Source organism: Asaccharospora irregularis DSM 2635, from assembly GCF_900129815.1.
GTDB classification, from domain to species: Bacteria; Bacillota; Clostridia; order Peptostreptococcales; family Peptostreptococcaceae; genus Asaccharospora; species Asaccharospora irregularis.
Genome location: NZ_FQWX01000023.1, coordinates 1 through 15,389 on the forward strand (window position 1 = coordinate 1; position 15,389 = coordinate 15,389).

Sequence of the window (15,389 nt, forward strand, 5' to 3'; positions counted from 1 at the left end):
TGCTATCAAAGGATTTAAAAGACTGTCCTTCATGCTTTAGAACAAGCCTTAAATCTTTGAAGGATAAAAAACAGTACGTATTAAATGCACTAATTACAAAATATACAAATGCTAGAGTTGAGGGTAAGAATAATACCATTAAAGTACTCAAAAGAGTATCCTTTGGATTTAGAAGTTTTAAAAATTTAAGATTAAGAGTATTACTAAGAGAAAAAATACAAGTAATTTAAAAACAGCATCTATACATGAAAACTGTATTAGATGCTGCCTTTAAAAATTAAATATTGACTTCATCAACGTTATTTGACAAAGAGCCAGTTTTTCAAAGCACTATGATTTTTGGTGAATATTTAAGCAGTGAAAGGGGTGAATAGTATACAAATTGTATACGATAATATGAAAAAAATAGGTGTTATAGGTGCTATGGAAGAGGAAGTAAAAGAACTTACTTCTATGCTTGAGGGCAGAGAGATGAAAACAGTTGCTGGGCTTTCTTTTTATGAAGGTAAAATAGAGGGCAAGGATATAGTAGTTGTTGAATGTGGTATTGCAAAGGTAAATGCCGCAATGTGTACTCAAATATTAATAAGTGAATTTAAAGTAGACGCTGTTATTAATACAGGCGTTGCTGGAGCTTTATACGAAAAACTTGATATCAATGATATCGTTATATCTACAGATGCAGTAGAGTATGATGTAGATGCTTCACCTCTTGGAGATCCAAAAGGAACAATACCTAGAATGGAAACTTCTATATTCACTGCCGATTCAAGACTGATAGATGCTGCATATGATGCTTTTAAAGAAGAAAAGTTAAAATTTAATGCATATAAGGGAAGAGTTGTTACGGGAGATCAGTTTGTAGCTGACAATGAAACAAAAAATGCATTAAGAAGTGATTTTGACGGATATTGCTGTGAGATGGAAGGTGGAGCTATAGCACACGTTGCTTATTTAAATAATACTCCATTTGTAATAATTAGAGCTATATCCGACAAAGCAGATAATTCAGCGGAAATGACTTATGATGAATTTGTAAAGATAGCCGCTATAAACTCTAAAGAGATGGTAGTAAATATGTTAAAAAGAATATAACAGAATAAAATAGATTCTGTTTCCTGAATGTTGATGTTAAATGGATAAGTAATTTTTATAAAATAAGAAGATATTAAATAGTGGTCTTATATAGAAAAGTATGAGAAATAAGTATAGAGTAAAAGAAGATTTAACTGTTAAACTTGATAGTTTGTATGATGAAATATATTTGCAATAATTGCTAACTGTAAGTGGATAAACAGTAAGCGATTTAAATGTTTTATTATTTATATATAAAAGTGCTTATTTTTCAGGAATTAATGTATATTATTGTCTGGAGATGATTAAAAAATTAACAAATAGGGGAAGGTATAAAATGATAAGAGTATTACAGATATTACTGTACGTTGCAGTAGTAGGATTTGGAATCGTATTTTTTAAGGATCAGATATCTGCAAAGAAAAACGGCAGATTAGAAAAAGAAAAGGCTTGGAAGCCTGCATTAATAGGTTTTTCAACTAACTTTTTCGATACATTAGGAATAGGTGCATTTGCTCCTACAGTGTTTTTATTCAAAGCTTTTAAAAGTAATATAACAGATAAGCAGATACCTGCAACACTTAATGTTGCTTGTACGCTACCTGTTTTATGTGAAGCAATTATATTTATACAGGCTACAAAAGTTGAGCCGATAACTTTAGTATCTTTGATAGCAGCAGCTGTTGTAGGTTCATATCTTGGAGCTGGAGTTATAGCTAGAACTGATGAAAAGAAGATACAAATAATAATGGGAGTAGCACTTTTTATATCAGCAGTAATGCTACTACTATCTACTTTAAAAGTATTACCAATAGGTGGTACTGCTTTAGGACTACATGGTGCTAAGCTTATAGTTGCAATAGTGATATTCTTTATACTAGGAGCTTTGATGACAGCAGGCATAGGTCTATATGCCCCTGCAATGGTTGTAGTTTATTCAATGGGTGATGTGATTGACGTTTTGATTCCATTCCAAATGGATGTCGTTACGGACTTGATACTGTTGAACACCGAAGATACAGTATTTTTCACTGAATTAAACACGGTCGATATGGTACTCTTCGCAGCATTGATTGGTGTTGTGATTGCTGTTTTAATCGCATTCCACACCGTTGTCGCTGTATTTTTGATTGCGTTGAATACTGTAGTAATCACTGTATTGATAGCATTTACAACCGTAGTAACTACCGTTTTTATCGCATTCCATACAGTTGTGAATACGGTTTTAATAGCATTTAGCACTGTTTTTATCACGGTAGCTACAACATTGATGACCGTAGTAACCTTTGACTTGATTGCATCCCAAACTGCAATAATGATTTCCTTACAGTTCTCCCAAATGAATCGAAACGGCAAAGTAATGATATCAAAAGCTGACTCAAAGAGTGCTGCTATGAACATAATCGCAGTCTTTACTGTATTCTTAATCCCCTCCCACAGATTTGTAAAGAAGGTTGTGATGCCTGTCCACAGATTTACGAAGAAATCTTTTATACCAGTCCATACTTCATTCCATGATGTACCGAACCATCCAAGCACGACATTTGCCACATTCTTAATAACGTTCATATAGTTGGTAAATGTATTCTTGATAAAATCCCATACCGAACCAAAGATTCCTTTGACACCTTCCCATACTTGTGACCAGTTGCCCGTGAAGATTCCAATAAATACATCTAAAATTCCTGTGATTACCCCAAGAACAGCTACTAGGATATTAGCGATCTGCGTGAACACTCCTTCAAAAACCGGAGCAAGGAAGTTACAAAGTCCGTTCCAAATGGCAGATACTACTTCCTTGAAATTCTGGAAATCGAATCCTAATGCGTTCAGCCTGTCTGTAATGCCCTGTGCAAAGCCACTGAATACAGATTTGATTCTCTCCCAGATGGCAATAATGCTGTTTCTGAAATCCTCATTCGTTCTCAACAGATGCACAAAAGCTGCAACGAGTACTGCTAGGATAGCCACAACTGCAACCACGGGAGCAGAGATACCTCCAATAGCAGCACCAACTTTTCCCATGATACCAGATACTCCTCCGGCATTACTCACAAGACTTGTCAGTTTCAGTCCCAGCTTGCTAAATGCCTGCATGGCCACACCGACTTTGGATATGACCGTGCCAAGGATCACAAGAAAAGGACCTAAAGCTGCAACAAAAAGTCCAACTTTTACAATGACCTGTCTTGTACCCTCATCAAGATTATTCAGCCAATCCACGAAGGACTGAATCTTTGCTACGATGGTTTTAATCATTGGCACAAGTGCATCACCAATGGAAATTGCAAAACCTTCTATTGCAGACTTTAAGATTGTAAGCTGGCCAGATAAGTTATCAAGCTGAGTATCCGCCATCTGCTGTGCTGCTCCACCACTGTTTTCAATAGCAGTCTGCAAATCTGTCCAGGTATCACCTGTGTTTGCGAGCAGAGCATTTACGGAAGAAAGGTCTGTTTTATTAAAGATTTTGCTGACGATATTTGCCTTTTCCTCTGCTGTCATACCGTCCATGCTCTTATTCAGTTCACCTAAGATGTCGTTCAGGCTTCTCATATTTCCTTCCGAATCAAATACAGAAACGCCCAAGGCATCCATCTGTTGGGCTGCCTTATCTGTAGGATTCTGCAATGACAGAATGACGTTACGAAGATGCGTACCGCCTTCCGCTCCCTTGATACCATTATTCGCCAAGATACCAAGTGCTGTATTTAATTCTGCAGTTCCACCTTTGACTGTCTTTGCTGTTGCACCAATAGTTAAGATTCCTTCACCAAGCTGTCCTACCGATGTATTTGTGCTTGATGCGGTCTTCGCCATTTGATCCACCATCTTGTTTGCATCAGAGGTTTTCATTCCAAGGGCAGACATCGCGTCAGTGACCATGTCGGATGCTGATGCAAGATCAAGTCCTCCGGCTGCCGCAAGGTTAAGTACAGTCGGGAGTGTATCAGCCATCTCTTGCGTATCATATCCGGCAAGAGCAAGGTAGTTTAGAGCCTCCGCACATTCGCTAGCAGAAAACGCAGTTTTAGCTCCCATCTCTTTTGCAAGATTGGACAGTGCATCCATTGTATTTACGGACTGTCCATCAAGTTTTGACATGGAATCTTTTGTAATTCCCATAGTAGCCTGAACTTGGCTCATGGAACTTTCAAAGTCTGCTGCTGTCTTTACAGAAGCAACACCTAAACCCGTTACCGCAGCAGATGCTACAGATACTTTCTTTCCTGCATTCGTAATACCATTACCAAAGGATTCTACTTTTGATCCCGCTTCTCCGATTTTTGTAAGTGTCTGATTGGTCTTGGATGCCTGTGACTCCAGCTTTTTAAGTTCTACTTCCGTCTCGGCAATCTCACGTTGAAGAGCATCATACTGCTCCTTTGAAATCTCACCCTTCTGCAATTGTTCATTTGCCTGTTGTGCTGCTGTCTTAAGGCTTGCTAATTTTTCCTTGGTTTCTCCAATTGCCTGTGTCAGAAGTTTCTGCTTCTGCGCAAGAAGTGTTGTATTAGTCGGATCAAGTTTTAACAGCTTTTCTACATCTTTTAATGCAGATTGCGTATTTTTAATCTGACCGTTAACTCCTTTAAGAGCTGTCTGTAGCTTGGTAGTATCACCGCCAATTTCGACAGTGATACCCTTGATTCTGTTTGCCATTGGCGTCTACCTCCTTCAAAAATTGCATAAGAAAAGCTCGGTATCTTCCGAGCCATTAAAACTTATCAAAATCCTCCTGCGTTGCAAGATTATCATATTTTAGAGAATCGTTTCCTTTCTCTGTCCAAATATCCATTACCATACCAATGGTCAGATAATCCAAGTCTTGGATGGAAAGACCGATTTCTAAGCAACGCAAAAGGAACAAGGGTGTTGTCATCTCCCTGCTACTTTTTTTAAGTTTTTTTTAGAGTCAATGTCCGTGATAAGGTTCGTTCCCCAAAGAGCAAGAATCTCTGGCAGTACTTCATAAATAGAAAACATCTCAAACTGGTCAAGCCAATCATCGATATTATCCGGGATAGTGTTATCCGCATGATATGCCATGATATATGCAACATTCTCGAAGATTTCCAAATCATCAATAGCAAACTCTTCTCCCTCTTCCTTACTACCTTTATAGGAACTTTCCAACTTTGCTAAGTCTTTGAAGATATCTCGTTTGAACTTTGCACGATATAATCTTGGAACAGTGGCAGAGGAACGGAATGCAACTTCTTTACCACCAACATTAATTACTTTCTTCAGCATAATTATTTACCTCCTGTCGAAGCAGATGATGCAGAAGCGGTCTTTGCTACTGGAACATAGACTGCCTTGTACCAATCGTTGTAGGTTGCATCCGTAGTTGTATCTCCGGTTCTACTCTTTACAAGACCGTCTTCTCTTGGATCCGCCGTCAGTGAAAGTTTCTCTGTTCCCGGTTCAATTGTATCCTCTTTAGTTTCAGATTCAATGGATGGACGAGATGCTGTGCAGTTATACATGACATGACGGATGCACTTCGCATCACCATCAAATTCAAATAACAAGGCAAACTTCTCCATCTCAGCAATCTTAGAGTTCTCAACAAGAACACCATTCTTATCAAGTTCTTCCTTAAGTATGTCAGTTCTAAACCATTCTGGAATAAGAGCAATCTCTAAATCTCCGCTATAACCGTTGTTAGATACAGAACGGAAATACACGATACCATCTGCATAGAACGGAGAAGTATCACCTTCTGCATCCAAGCTGATACTTACTGCACCAGGAATTGCTCTTGGTGTTTCATAGGAATAGCCACCTTCTTCTGTCCTTGTCAGCTTTGCTGCATGGACGTTTTTAAGGTTATATTTTACTTTATTCGCCATAATCTAAGCCTCCATTTCAAATGAATACAGGACTTCATACATCTTTTCACTCTCAATCCATGTTTCCAAACGGTCATAAAAAATGCCGTGACTGTCAAGCACAGATTCAACTTTCTGTTCTACCGACAAGTCCTTCAAATCGGTATACAGTTCTATATGAACTTCGTTTACCTTCAGATACACTCTTCCGTCAGCTGCGAAGTTATCACTGCTGGGCAAGAGATAACAGATAAACGGTGGATCTGGACTTTCTCCCTCTGCAAAATGGTCATATGCAAACGGAATGTCCATCTCCTTAATGATTTGTAACAGTTCTTCCATCACATACCTCCAAGTGCTCTTGCGATTTCTGTTTCCAATGTTTCAATCGCATTCTCTTCTGCCTGGGCAATGTGAGGTCTTGCAGCCACTCTTCCGCCGCCACGTTTTGCGTGACCGTGCTCAAGAAGGTGGGCAAGCTGATATCTGTTCTTGGAATGCACTGTCAGTTCAAGTGAATTTGAAGTTTCCTTCGTTTTCTTGACCGACCAGCTCTTCGCATAGGCACCCGTATCCTTTGGAGCAGATGCAGCGATATCTTTCCTTACTGTATTTCCTGCCTTCCTTACAGATTTCTTCAAATCATCTGTGGCCAGATCAGCATACTCCTTGAGGCCGTTCATGATTTCATCTGCAAGGTTATCAATCTTTACATTTGCCATCACTATCTCCTCACTTTCTCACATTTCAGTTTCAGGCATTTCTTCTTGTAGTTCATGTGGTCAACAGACACGATATTATATAAATAGCCTTCAAAAAGAACTCTATACTTTGTAATATCCAGGTCTGCGAGTGCTTTGCAGTATCTGACCGTAAATGAAATATCAGAATCATCTACGATAAGACCAGCCACACTCTTTTTAGAACCACCTTCGCCACTTATGGTTGCAAAGCAGGTGTGATAGTCAGTCCAGTTATTCTTATGATTGCCGATGTCATCTACAACAGTTTCATTCTTTTGTATTGTAATCTTCACATTGATAAGCGCTATATTCATCAGAACACACTCCTTCTTACACCCTCAAGCAGAGAGCGAAGGGAAATGGTCAGCTGATGATGATCTGCATCTTCTCTGTGTTCATACAGATAGGCAACTGCGTACATGACAGCAATCTTGGATGATGGAATTTCATCCAATTCATCATTGGTTAACCTAGCAATATCTGCACAGAGATTCTGCCCGGTTGTAATAAAACTTTCGATAAGAGCATCATCGTCATCAAAGTCCACTCGAAGGTAACCCTTCATCTCATCAAGATTTACAATCATATCTATCACCACCTAATAAACAGTGACACCTTATGACTGGCATTCTCTATATCTATATATAGGCTTTAATTTTTATACCTATAGAAAAGGATAGTAAATAGCCGTCATAGGGTGTCACACTTAATTATTCTTAACCCTTAGCAGATGCAGTTTCTTCCTTAAGCTTTAAGATCTGTACTGCTTCAGGAAGGATAAGCTTACCATCGACTCTTTCCTTGGCTACATAACCAACCATGCCGTTACCAGCGAAAAGTTCACGAAGTTCTGCAAAAGAACGAGAACCACGGTCACCGATGTTGTAGTAGCTGTAATCACCGAATGCAATCGCATTTGTAGGTGCAAAAGCAGAAGTGTGAACAGCATAGCCAAGCACCCTGTCAGGTTCTCCTTCCTTGTAAGAAGGCTGCCAGATATATGCTCCGTTGTTATCCTTAAGCTTTCTGATAGAAGCAAGTGTTGCATCATTCATGATGAAAGATGCGTTCTTACGATAAGGTCTCTTAAGGCCATATACCAAATCGATAAGGTCATCGGACTTGATAGCTGCAGTAAGAGTTGCTGCAATCTGACCACCACCGTTTGCTGCGAAGATACCAGTAGGCTTTCCAGTACCGTTACCGTTAAGGAATGCATCCTCTTCGGCATTTGCTAAAGCCTTACCGAACTGAGTGATGATGTAGTTTTCAAGACCGAAGGCATTGTCATAAAGCAACTCTTCAGTAACCTTGATTGCTACATGAAGCTTGTAGGCATCAAGATAAATCTGGTCGAATGTTGCATCACCAAAAGATAATGCTCCACCTTCCTCAATCCATGCTGCTGCAGGCTTGGTAGCTGCGATGTTGATTTTGTGCTGACCTGCAGTAGTAATCTTTGTAGCAAGGCTACGCATGATGTTCTCACCATCAAGCACATCAATAAGTCTGCGGTCATACTCTTCCGGCACAAGGTAGCCACCATCGGCATCTACACCTTCCTGAAGTACATTGCTTACATTACGGAAATTAGAACGCATTGCAGAAAGCATCGCATCCTTATAAGCATCGGAAGCACGACCCTTCTTTACTTCCTTGGCATCACCCATAAAAGGCTTACCGGTAATCGGAGAATTAACAGGCTTTGCAAGTTCTGCTTCTCTGCGTTCTGCTCTCTGCTGACGGTCGATAGCAGCTGTCAAATCCTCAATTTCCTTCTCCATCTTGTTGTAGGTTGTTGTATCCTCATCGGAAAGCACACCATTCTTGTCTTCGTGAGTTTCCACAAAGTTCTTTGCAGTTTCCCACACTTTTGCTCTTTTTTCGATTAAATCCTTAATAGTCATAATAGAATTCCTCCTTAAATGAATTTCTTAATAAAGTCCAGACGCTCCTTAATCTCTTTAGCAGGAGTGCCATGGTTTGCAGGCGAAGAAATCTCTGCCTGCTTTGTTACTGTTTCTTTAGGCTGGACATAGTATTTTTCCAGTTTGTTCATAAGAGCGTTGTTAACTGCCTTGCGTGAAAAAAGCATCGAGTCAGAAGGTTTCTTTTCCTTCTCTTCGGTGCTTTCTTCTTGATCCGCTTCTTCGGGATTGATATTCGGTTTTGTTTCTGCTCTCATAATGATGTCATCAGCAAAGCCAAGCTCAACGGCCTTGTTGGCATCCATCCAGGTTTCGGCATCCATCAAGTGACTAAGCTTTGATCTTGAAAGACCAGTCTTAATCACATAGGCATTGATGATGGACTCTTTCACTTCTGCAAGCATATCGATAGCCTTCTGCATTTCTGCATGGTCACCGAATGCTACGGTTGCAGGGTTATGAATCATCATCATGGAAACAGGTGACATAAGCACTGTGTTTCCTGCCATCGCAATAACCGATGCTGCCGATGCTGCAATACCATCAATCTTCACTGTGACATTTCCTTTGTACTGTGTGAGCATATTGTAGATTTGAGCCGCAGCCACACAGTCTCCACCCGGAGAATTAATCCATACAGTAATATCTCCACTTCCGGCATTTAACTCATCCTTGAAAAGCTGTGGTGTGACATCATCATCAAACCAACTTTCTTCGGCAATTGTTCCGTGCAACTCAAGTACTCGTTCTGCGACTTCTTCGTTTGCCTGGTTCAGAGTTTTTCGACTCTTCCAGTTCCAGAACTTCTTGTTCTTCATCTGTCTTCTCCTCTCCGTCTGATGTATCCGGGCTTGTAGCAAAGATACCTGCATCTTCAAGCTTGGTCATGTTACCGTTGATAAGGTAAAGGTCACCACCGAGTTCAGTAGGAATCCTGTCGAGATTCTCAAGTTCCCTTATATCATTGGCAGACATCCATCCGTTCTGTCTTGCAGTGGCATATCCGTTCATACGGCTTTGATAGTCACCACGAAGAAGTCCGTCTACATTAAACTTGATAAAATAATTCTGTTTCTCCTCTGCTGTTAACAGAGAACGAGCCATATTCTGTTCCCATCTTGAAACCCAAGGATCAAGAGTGTATTTCACAAATTCAAGTGACTGTTGCTCAATATTAGAAAAGCTCGACTTCTCAAGGTCACCTACCATGTGTGGAGGTACTCTGAAAATTCGAGCAATCTCGTCTATCTGAAATTTTCTTGTTTCTAAAAACTGTGCTTCGTTCGGAGAAATGGAAATCGGTGTATACTTCATTCCTTCTTCCAAAACAGCCACTTTATGCGAATTTGAGCTACCACCAAAAGTTTGTGACCAACTATCCCTTACCTTTGATGGGTCTTTCAGTGTTCCCGGATGCTCAAGCACCCCACTTGGAGCAGCACCATTAGCATAAAACTTACTACCGTACTCTTCAGCTGCGATTGCAAGACCGATAGCATTCTTGGCCATAGCAATAGGTGAGTACCCTACCAAGCCATCAAAGCCAAGTCCAGGAATATGCATAACTTCATCAGGTGCAAGTCTTACTGAAGAACCCTTGTTAGTAGGTGCATCATCCTGACTTACCTGATATTCGTAATACAGATATCCGTGTTCATCTCGGTCAACTCTCATACGGTTCGGCATCAATGGATAGATTGCGATAATCTCACCCTTACCATTCCTTATGATTTGCGCATAGGCATTACCCCACAAAAGGAGATGTGTCATGAGTGTTTCCCTGAAAACAAAGCTTGTCATTTCAGGGTTCGGTTCATCGTGCAGCAAATGATAGAGATTATGATTTAATGCTTTTTCTTTTCCACCATCATCGTTATAATGATAGACATGAAGTGGCAATCCTGCGATAGCCTCCGAAAGGATACGGACGCAGGCATAAACCGCTGTCATCTGCATGGCACTTCGCTCATTTACATTCTTCCCGGCAGTACTTCCACCCATGAAGAATGAATAAGCACTACCGCTTGTTCGGTTGGTAGGAGCATCTCTTGTCCTAAATAATCCCGAAAAAATACTCATCGTTTTTTCCTCCATTGTTTTTATAATTTCCCAAAAGAAAGGAGTTGATTGCTAATGTATACATATGATGTTGATTTTGTCAAAACCCGTGGTGCAGATAAAACACCTAGAAAACGTCCATTCAAAGCAGAACGAAATCTTACTGTTTCATCTGTAGGTGGGTACAACAATAAAGAAGTACCAGCACTTCGTATCAACGGTATGTGGCTTGAAAATCTAGGCTTTCATACTGGAGATAAAGTTACTATCCATTGTGAAAACGGTAAGCTTGTCATCGAAAAATCAGAAGACAAGTAAACCTCTTGTATCGTAGACCGATTCAGTGTTTACATTTCCACATCGGATTGCTCTATCAAGTGCCATAATAGTTGCTATCGCACCATCAATTTTTTCCGTAGACTTTTCCTTGTCAGCCTTAATATTTCCTGCCGGGTCTGTACGAATAAAGATGTTGTCCATATTCCATCTGAGAACCGGATGCCCACCATGGGCTATTTTCTTTTCAAGCACAAGTTTCATCAGTTCCTTGGTTGGTGGACTCATATCCTTAAATCCCTGTCCGAATGGAACAACTGTGTATCCCATACCTTCAAGGTTCTGAACCATCTGTACAGCACCCCAACGGTCAAATGCGATTTCTTTGATATTGAACCTTTCACCAAGTTTCTCAATGAACTGTTCTATATATCCGTAATGAACCACATTTCCTTCTGTGGTTTGAAGATATCCCTGTCGTTCCCAAAGGTCATACTGAACATGGTCCCTTCGGACTCGCAAGTCCAGCGTGTCTTCCGGTACCCAGAAGTATGGCAGAACCACAAACTTGTCATCCTCATCCATTGGCGGGAATACAAGTACAAAAGCCGTGATGTCGGTTGTGCTTGATAAGTCCAAGCCACCATAACAAACACGTCCTTCAAGGTCATCTTCACTGAATTTGAAATTGCAGGCATCCCATTTTTCCATAGGCATCCACCTGATGGACTGTTTTACCCATTGGTTAAGCCTAAGCTGTCGGAATGCATTCTCTTCGCCAGGATTCTGCTTTGCAGAGTCACAGGCTGCTATTACCTTATCCATCTGAATTGTTTCACCAAGACTCGGATTGGCTTTGAGCCACACATTGGGATCTGTCCAATCCTCATCAACACTTGCACCATAGATTACGGGGTAGAATGTAGTATCATGTTTTCTACCCTCCATAATATCAAGTGCCTTCTGATGTACTTCATAGCAGATACTCTCTGTATTATTTCCTGCTGTTGTAATAATGAAAAACAGAGGTTGCATTCTTGCATCTCCTGACCCTTGCACCATCACATCATATAATTTACGATTAGGCTGGGTATGAAGTTCATCAAAAATAACACCGTGTGTATTAAAGCCATGCTTGTTTGAAACATCTGCCGACAACACCTGGTAGGTACTGTTGGTTGGATAATAAATAAGTTTTTTCTGTGATTCCAGAATCTTAATTCTCTTATTCAGAGATGGCGAGAAACGAACCATATCAGCTGCAACATCGAATACGATTTTTGCCTGGTTTTTATCAGCAGCACATGAATAAATCTCTCCACGCTCTTCTCCTTCACAAAGTAGGAGCAGGGCAATGGCTGCTGCAAGTTCACTCTTGCCATTCTTTTTGGGAATCTCAACATAAGCCGTATTGAACTGTCTGTATCCATTAGGCTTGATGACACCGAACACATCTCTTATAATCTGTTCCTGCCAGTCCATAAGCTTGAATTTCTTTCTTGCCCATGTACCCTTGGTGTGACACAGTTCTTCGATAAAGGCTACAGCAAAATTGGCCTCATACTCATCGTAGTGAGAATCTTCTGCCATAAACCTTGTCGGCTTATAATTCTTAAGCTTTCGCACTTGTCTCACCTCCACGAAAAAAGGACCCCTGTGGAGCCCTGAAAAAGCTTATATTCTTTTCTCTGTTATCTTGTGTGACTATGGATTGTAGCAATAATCTCGTCCTGCTCGTCCCTGGCAACACCGATGCTCTCAAGAGCCTCTCTCGTGCCACAGTCGGGGCAGATGTAAGTGGTGTTGTCTGTTCTTGAAAGAGCCGGATGCCCGTGATATTCCTTGCCACACTTAGGGCATATAGCTGTTCTTGTTTTTTCAGTCTTCATGTGAATCCCTCCTGCTTACTTCGATTGCATCAAAAAGGTACTGTTCTTCAAATCCGAATGCTCGGTATCCATCAAGGCAGGTGTTCACATAGAACCAGCTTGGTATTCCGAGTTCTCGTTCTTCATGCATGATGTAGACAAAGGCTTGTCTTCTGCGAATCTTTCCGGTTCTGATACCTTTGATATCCAGGGTCATTTCCGTTTTGTAATAGAAGTTCGGATATCCTTCGTATCGATCAAGTGACAATTCGTCCTGCTCGGTTACTTCCCATACAGCAACAGGAACTGTCGCACCTTCCTTTGGTTCAATGGTAAGGTAAGAACCTGTCTTGCTGCCTTTGAACAAAAGCTGATAGTCTTCAATGACTGATGTTCCAATTATCCTTGCTCCAGGACATCGCATTCGCATCTGTGGAATGTTGAGGTTACTGCCATAGGCAATGTAGTATCGTTTTCTCATATGGTTTCCATCCTTTCTGAAGGGGACACCCTTCTACCACCTTAAGACCACCGAAGTGGTCGACTTTGTTTATTAAGGTGTTACAAGGCTATCTCCTTGCAGTTCTGAATGCTGTATCTCCTGCAAGTCTTCTTGTAAGCAGGTCTCTTGCTGTTTTGAATTCATCCCCGATGAACCCAAGTCTTAAGAGCCATGTTCTCATTGCGTATTTTGGATTTTCATTCTGCTGTGGTTTTGGACTTGCTGTTCTCATTTCCTTTGCAAGCTGGCTAAGTGCAAGGCAAAGCTGAATGTAGCTTTTAAGCTGTCCGGCATGAAGTCCGTTCTGCTTTCCGTCAGCAGGTGCATCAAATTGGAAAAGTCTGAACTCGATTGTTCCTTTGGTAAAGGTTGCATGGTAGTTAAGCATATGGTATCGGCTATCGTTGTAATGTTGGCTACGTCCGTAGTTGCAACCCTGTGTGCCGTACCAAATGTCTGCAAGCTTGCTCATAGTCTTTGGTTTCTTCTTATTGAGCTGCTCTAAAAATCTTGGGTCAACTGTTCTGCAGTATCTGTTCATTCTTCCTCTGTCAAGGTCAAGTGCATCAGCTATTAGACTTTCGTGGCTTGCCATGATGTTTGCAAGGTTTCTCATGGTCTGTGGCGTGTGGCCGTTTGCTCCGATATGGATGTGAACACCACATCCTCTTGTTGCATCGCTCTTGGCTCCTGCCTTGCGAAGCTTTCTAATCAGCTCCTGCAAGATTTCCATGTCCTCGTATTTAAGGATTGGGGTTACCATTTCGCATTTATGTGCATCGTCCCCGGCAATGCTTACGTCCTTCTGGAATTTCCATTCTCTGCCTTGTCCATCCCATGCTGACCAGGTCATGTAGCCGTTTCTTGATGCTGTGTTTTCATAGCGTCCAGTTCCGAAGTATTCGGCAGCAAGCTTTGCAGCTCGCTCTCTTGTGATATTGTTCATCTCAACCTCAACTCCGATGGTCTGCTTTTTCATTTCTTCAATCTGATGTGTGATTTTTTCGTTCATTCTATGTACCTCCGTTTGGTGTGTATTCCCTTTTCGTAGTACTATATATCACTCTAAAAGCACACTATATCAAGTTAATTAGCACTATATTCTACACAATCTTTTAATATAAAATCTGTGTATTTCTGTGCTTTATTCTTTAGTGATCTTACGGCATTTATCCTCACCGTAGACCACATTCAAACTGCTGCCGTTATCCCATGCAACCATAATGCTTGCAGTATCATCAACACCTCTGACCGTACCCTTCGTTCCAATCGGTGGTGCTTGGAAATCATCCATTCTTACAAGTTCAACTCTTGTTCCAGCCGGATATTCCTTTTTCACTCTTTCAACGATATCTCTGCTTGGAAAGAACATTATTCTTCGCCTCCCTTCGTACCGTTCTTGAATGCTGCAGAGCCTTGAAGATTCTTAAGCAGAATCTTTCTATCTGCCTTGTATTCGTTACCGATAAATCCAAGTCTTAAAAGGAAACATCTGAATGCATATATCTCGTTGTCGACTTTCTTATCCTTAGCTTGGATTCTTTTCTGATTCACACTCATCTTACAAAGTGCTGCAATGAATCTGGTGTAGGTCTGCAGTGTTTCAGGTTCTATCTCTGTGGAGAACCAAGGGAAGGAAACCTTATCCTCATCAATGCTGATGCCAAGATCAGCAATGCCAAGTGCCTTCTTAATAAGTCCGGCTTTGGAATCAATAAGTGCCGTAAGGTTTCCGACCTTAACCTTGTCAATCGGCATTGCCACCGTAACCCCCGTAATTTCGCCCTGTGGCTCGCTTTCCGGTTCGTCCGTATTGTTTTCCCATTCTTTGGGTGAAACCCCTGTAGCCATCACGCAGGCATCAATGATGCCCGATGTTTCTTCCATACCTAAGTCATCAGCAAATTCAAGTTCTCCGTTCTTTCCTACGATGTAGTTTCCTACTTCATAAGAGCAGCTTGGAACTCCAAGGTATCTGGCTTTTACACCGAGTTCCTTTTCAATTGCCTTGACCATTGCTTTTCGGCTTTCGCCCTTTACATTAAAATGTAGTACCATCTGATGTACCTCCTTTGTTTTTTGGTAGTACCATATATCACTCTAAA

The 15,389-nt window shown here is 41.0% G+C and carries 19 protein-coding genes and 1 pseudogene; 4 read left to right on the forward strand and 16 right to left on the reverse strand.

Features of this window, described 5'->3' with window-relative positions; all coding sequences use genetic code 11:
- The 3 genes and pseudogenes from BUB34_RS09060 to BUB34_RS13960 form a co-directional block, all read left to right on the forward strand.
- The coding region (locus BUB34_RS09060; RefSeq protein WP_143153363.1) for a transposase at positions 1-230 on the forward strand (230 nt) is incomplete at its 5' end.
- 166 nt (positions 231-396) lie between these two features.
- Entirely contained in the window at positions 397-1,095 is a 699-nt protein-coding gene (locus BUB34_RS09065; protein WP_073126627.1) for a 5'-methylthioadenosine/adenosylhomocysteine nucleosidase, read from the forward strand.
- A gap of 316 nt (positions 1,096-1,411) precedes the next feature.
- A pseudogene (locus BUB34_RS13960) lies at positions 1,412-1,795 on the forward strand (TSUP family transporter); the annotation flags it as partial.
- 212 nt (positions 1,796-2,007) lie between these two features.
- On the opposite strand, the gene BUB34_RS09075 reads toward BUB34_RS13960, so the two are convergent.
- From BUB34_RS09075 to BUB34_RS09120, 10 genes are all read right to left on the reverse strand, one after another.
- Positions 2,008-4,737 carry a phage tail tape measure protein gene (locus BUB34_RS09075; RefSeq protein WP_242948867.1) on the reverse strand — a complete coding sequence of 910 codons (2,730 nt, stop codon included), beginning with the start codon at positions 4,735-4,737 and terminating at the stop codon, positions 2,008-2,010.
- 216 nt (positions 4,738-4,953) lie between these two features.
- Positions 4,954-5,328 (reverse strand): hypothetical protein, encoded by a 375-nt coding sequence (locus BUB34_RS09080; protein ID WP_073126629.1) that lies wholly within the window; start codon positions 5,326-5,328, stop codon positions 4,954-4,956.
- 2 nt (positions 5,329-5,330) lie between these two features.
- The gene (locus BUB34_RS09085) at positions 5,331-5,930 is read right to left on the reverse strand and encodes a major tail protein (RefSeq protein WP_073126631.1); all 600 of its coding nucleotides are present in this window, start codon (positions 5,928-5,930) and stop codon (positions 5,331-5,333) included.
- A 3-nt stretch (positions 5,931-5,933) separates the two neighbouring features.
- Positions 5,934-6,251, reverse strand: coding sequence for a hypothetical protein (locus BUB34_RS09090; RefSeq protein WP_073126632.1), 318 nt, complete (start codon positions 6,249-6,251; stop codon positions 5,934-5,936).
- Positions 6,251-6,631, reverse strand: a complete 381-nt coding sequence (locus tag BUB34_RS09095) for an HK97 gp10 family phage protein (protein WP_073126634.1) — start codon at positions 6,629-6,631, stop codon at positions 6,251-6,253. Before BUB34_RS09095 ends, BUB34_RS09090 begins: the two co-directional genes overlap by 1 nt.
- Before the next feature lie 2 nt (positions 6,632-6,633).
- Positions 6,634-6,966 carry a phage head closure protein gene (locus tag BUB34_RS09100; protein WP_073126636.1) on the reverse strand — a complete coding sequence of 111 codons (333 nt, stop codon included), beginning with the start codon at positions 6,964-6,966 and terminating at the stop codon, positions 6,634-6,636.
- Positions 6,966-7,238 carry a head-tail connector protein gene (locus BUB34_RS09105; protein ID WP_073126638.1) on the reverse strand — a complete coding sequence of 91 codons (273 nt, stop codon included), beginning with the start codon at positions 7,236-7,238 and terminating at the stop codon, positions 6,966-6,968. Before BUB34_RS09105 ends, BUB34_RS09100 begins: the two co-directional genes overlap by 1 nt.
- Positions 7,239-7,368: 130 nt before the next feature.
- Positions 7,369-8,559, reverse strand: a complete 1,191-nt coding sequence (locus BUB34_RS09110) for a phage major capsid protein (protein WP_073126640.1) — start codon at positions 8,557-8,559, stop codon at positions 7,369-7,371.
- Positions 8,560-8,573: 14 nt separating this feature from the next.
- Positions 8,574-9,398: a head maturation protease, ClpP-related gene (locus BUB34_RS09115; RefSeq protein WP_073126643.1), complete on the reverse strand. Its 825-nt coding sequence runs from the start codon at positions 9,396-9,398 to the stop codon at positions 8,574-8,576.
- The gene (locus tag BUB34_RS09120; RefSeq protein WP_073126645.1) at positions 9,316-10,659 is read right to left on the reverse strand and encodes a phage portal protein; all 1,344 of its coding nucleotides are present in this window, start codon (positions 10,657-10,659) and stop codon (positions 9,316-9,318) included. The genes BUB34_RS09115 and BUB34_RS09120 overlap by 83 nt, the downstream gene beginning before the upstream one ends.
- Positions 10,660-10,713: 54 nt before the next feature.
- Between BUB34_RS09120 and BUB34_RS09125 the strand changes: the two genes are divergently transcribed.
- Positions 10,714-10,956, forward strand: coding sequence for a SymE family type I addiction module toxin (locus BUB34_RS09125; protein WP_084120338.1), 243 nt, complete (start codon positions 10,714-10,716; stop codon positions 10,954-10,956).
- Here BUB34_RS09125 and BUB34_RS09130 read toward each other — a convergent pair.
- From BUB34_RS09130 to BUB34_RS09155, 6 genes are all read right to left on the reverse strand, one after another.
- Positions 10,942-12,540: a terminase large subunit gene (locus BUB34_RS09130; protein ID WP_242948868.1), complete on the reverse strand. Its 1,599-nt coding sequence runs from the start codon at positions 12,538-12,540 to the stop codon at positions 10,942-10,944. The genes BUB34_RS09125 and BUB34_RS09130 overlap by 15 nt on opposite strands.
- A gap of 65 nt (positions 12,541-12,605) precedes the next feature.
- A complete protein-coding gene (locus tag BUB34_RS09135) occupies positions 12,606-12,803 on the reverse strand; it encodes a hypothetical protein (protein WP_073126647.1) in 198 nt (65 codons plus the stop codon).
- Positions 12,793-13,263 carry a gamma-glutamylcyclotransferase family protein gene (locus tag BUB34_RS09140; RefSeq protein WP_073126649.1) on the reverse strand — a complete coding sequence of 157 codons (471 nt, stop codon included), beginning with the start codon at positions 13,261-13,263 and terminating at the stop codon, positions 12,793-12,795. The genes BUB34_RS09135 and BUB34_RS09140 overlap by 11 nt, the downstream gene beginning before the upstream one ends.
- 88 nt (positions 13,264-13,351) lie before the next feature.
- Positions 13,352-14,296 carry an amidoligase family protein gene (locus BUB34_RS09145; RefSeq protein WP_073126651.1) on the reverse strand — a complete coding sequence of 315 codons (945 nt, stop codon included), beginning with the start codon at positions 14,294-14,296 and terminating at the stop codon, positions 13,352-13,354.
- 132 nt (positions 14,297-14,428) lie between these two features.
- On the reverse strand, positions 14,429-14,656 hold the full coding sequence (locus BUB34_RS09150; protein ID WP_073126653.1) for a DUF4314 domain-containing protein: 228 nt from the start codon (positions 14,654-14,656) through the stop codon (positions 14,429-14,431).
- Entirely contained in the window at positions 14,656-15,342 is a 687-nt protein-coding gene (locus tag BUB34_RS09155; protein WP_073126655.1) for a hypothetical protein, read from the reverse strand. The genes BUB34_RS09150 and BUB34_RS09155 overlap by 1 nt, the downstream gene beginning before the upstream one ends.
- Between the last annotated feature and the right edge of the window lie 47 nt (positions 15,343-15,389).

What these genes read in the sequence shown, in the direction of transcription:
- BUB34_RS09065 (WP_073126627.1), top strand. Translation starts at nt 397, where the DNA reads ATGAAAAAAATAGGTGTTATAGGTGCTATGGAAGAGGAAGTAAAAGAA.
- BUB34_RS09075 (WP_242948867.1), bottom strand. Translation starts at nt 4,737, where the DNA reads ATGGCAAACAGAATCAAGGGTATCACTGTCGAAATTGGCGGTGATACT.
- BUB34_RS09080 (WP_073126629.1), bottom strand. Translation starts at nt 5,328, where the DNA reads ATGCTGAAGAAAGTAATTAATGTTGGTGGTAAAGAAGTTGCATTCCGT.
- BUB34_RS09085 (WP_073126631.1), bottom strand. Translation starts at nt 5,930, where the DNA reads ATGGCGAATAAAGTAAAATATAACCTTAAAAACGTCCATGCAGCAAAG.
- BUB34_RS09090 (WP_073126632.1), bottom strand. Translation starts at nt 6,251, where the DNA reads ATGGAAGAACTGTTACAAATCATTAAGGAGATGGACATTCCGTTTGCA.
- BUB34_RS09095 (WP_073126634.1), bottom strand. Translation starts at nt 6,631, where the DNA reads ATGGCAAATGTAAAGATTGATAACCTTGCAGATGAAATCATGAACGGC.
- BUB34_RS09100 (WP_073126636.1), bottom strand. Translation starts at nt 6,966, where the DNA reads ATGAATATAGCGCTTATCAATGTGAAGATTACAATACAAAAGAATGAA.
- BUB34_RS09105 (WP_073126638.1), bottom strand. Translation starts at nt 7,238, where the DNA reads ATGATTGTAAATCTTGATGAGATGAAGGGTTACCTTCGAGTGGACTTT.
- BUB34_RS09110 (WP_073126640.1), bottom strand. Translation starts at nt 8,559, where the DNA reads ATGACTATTAAGGATTTAATCGAAAAAAGAGCAAAAGTGTGGGAAACT.
- BUB34_RS09115 (WP_073126643.1), bottom strand. Translation starts at nt 9,398, where the DNA reads ATGAAGAACAAGAAGTTCTGGAACTGGAAGAGTCGAAAAACTCTGAAC.
- BUB34_RS09120 (WP_073126645.1), bottom strand. Translation starts at nt 10,659, where the DNA reads ATGAGTATTTTTTCGGGATTATTTAGGACAAGAGATGCTCCTACCAAC.
- BUB34_RS09125 (WP_084120338.1), top strand. Translation starts at nt 10,714, where the DNA reads ATGTATACATATGATGTTGATTTTGTCAAAACCCGTGGTGCAGATAAA.
- BUB34_RS09135 (WP_073126647.1), bottom strand. Translation starts at nt 12,803, where the DNA reads ATGAAGACTGAAAAAACAAGAACAGCTATATGCCCTAAGTGTGGCAAG.
- BUB34_RS09140 (WP_073126649.1), bottom strand. Translation starts at nt 13,263, where the DNA reads ATGAGAAAACGATACTACATTGCCTATGGCAGTAACCTCAACATTCCA.
- BUB34_RS09145 (WP_073126651.1), bottom strand. Translation starts at nt 14,296, where the DNA reads ATGAACGAAAAAATCACACATCAGATTGAAGAAATGAAAAAGCAGACC.
- BUB34_RS09150 (WP_073126653.1), bottom strand. Translation starts at nt 14,656, where the DNA reads ATGTTCTTTCCAAGCAGAGATATCGTTGAAAGAGTGAAAAAGGAATAT.
- BUB34_RS09155 (WP_073126655.1), bottom strand. Translation starts at nt 15,342, where the DNA reads ATGGTACTACATTTTAATGTAAAGGGCGAAAGCCGAAAAGCAATGGTC.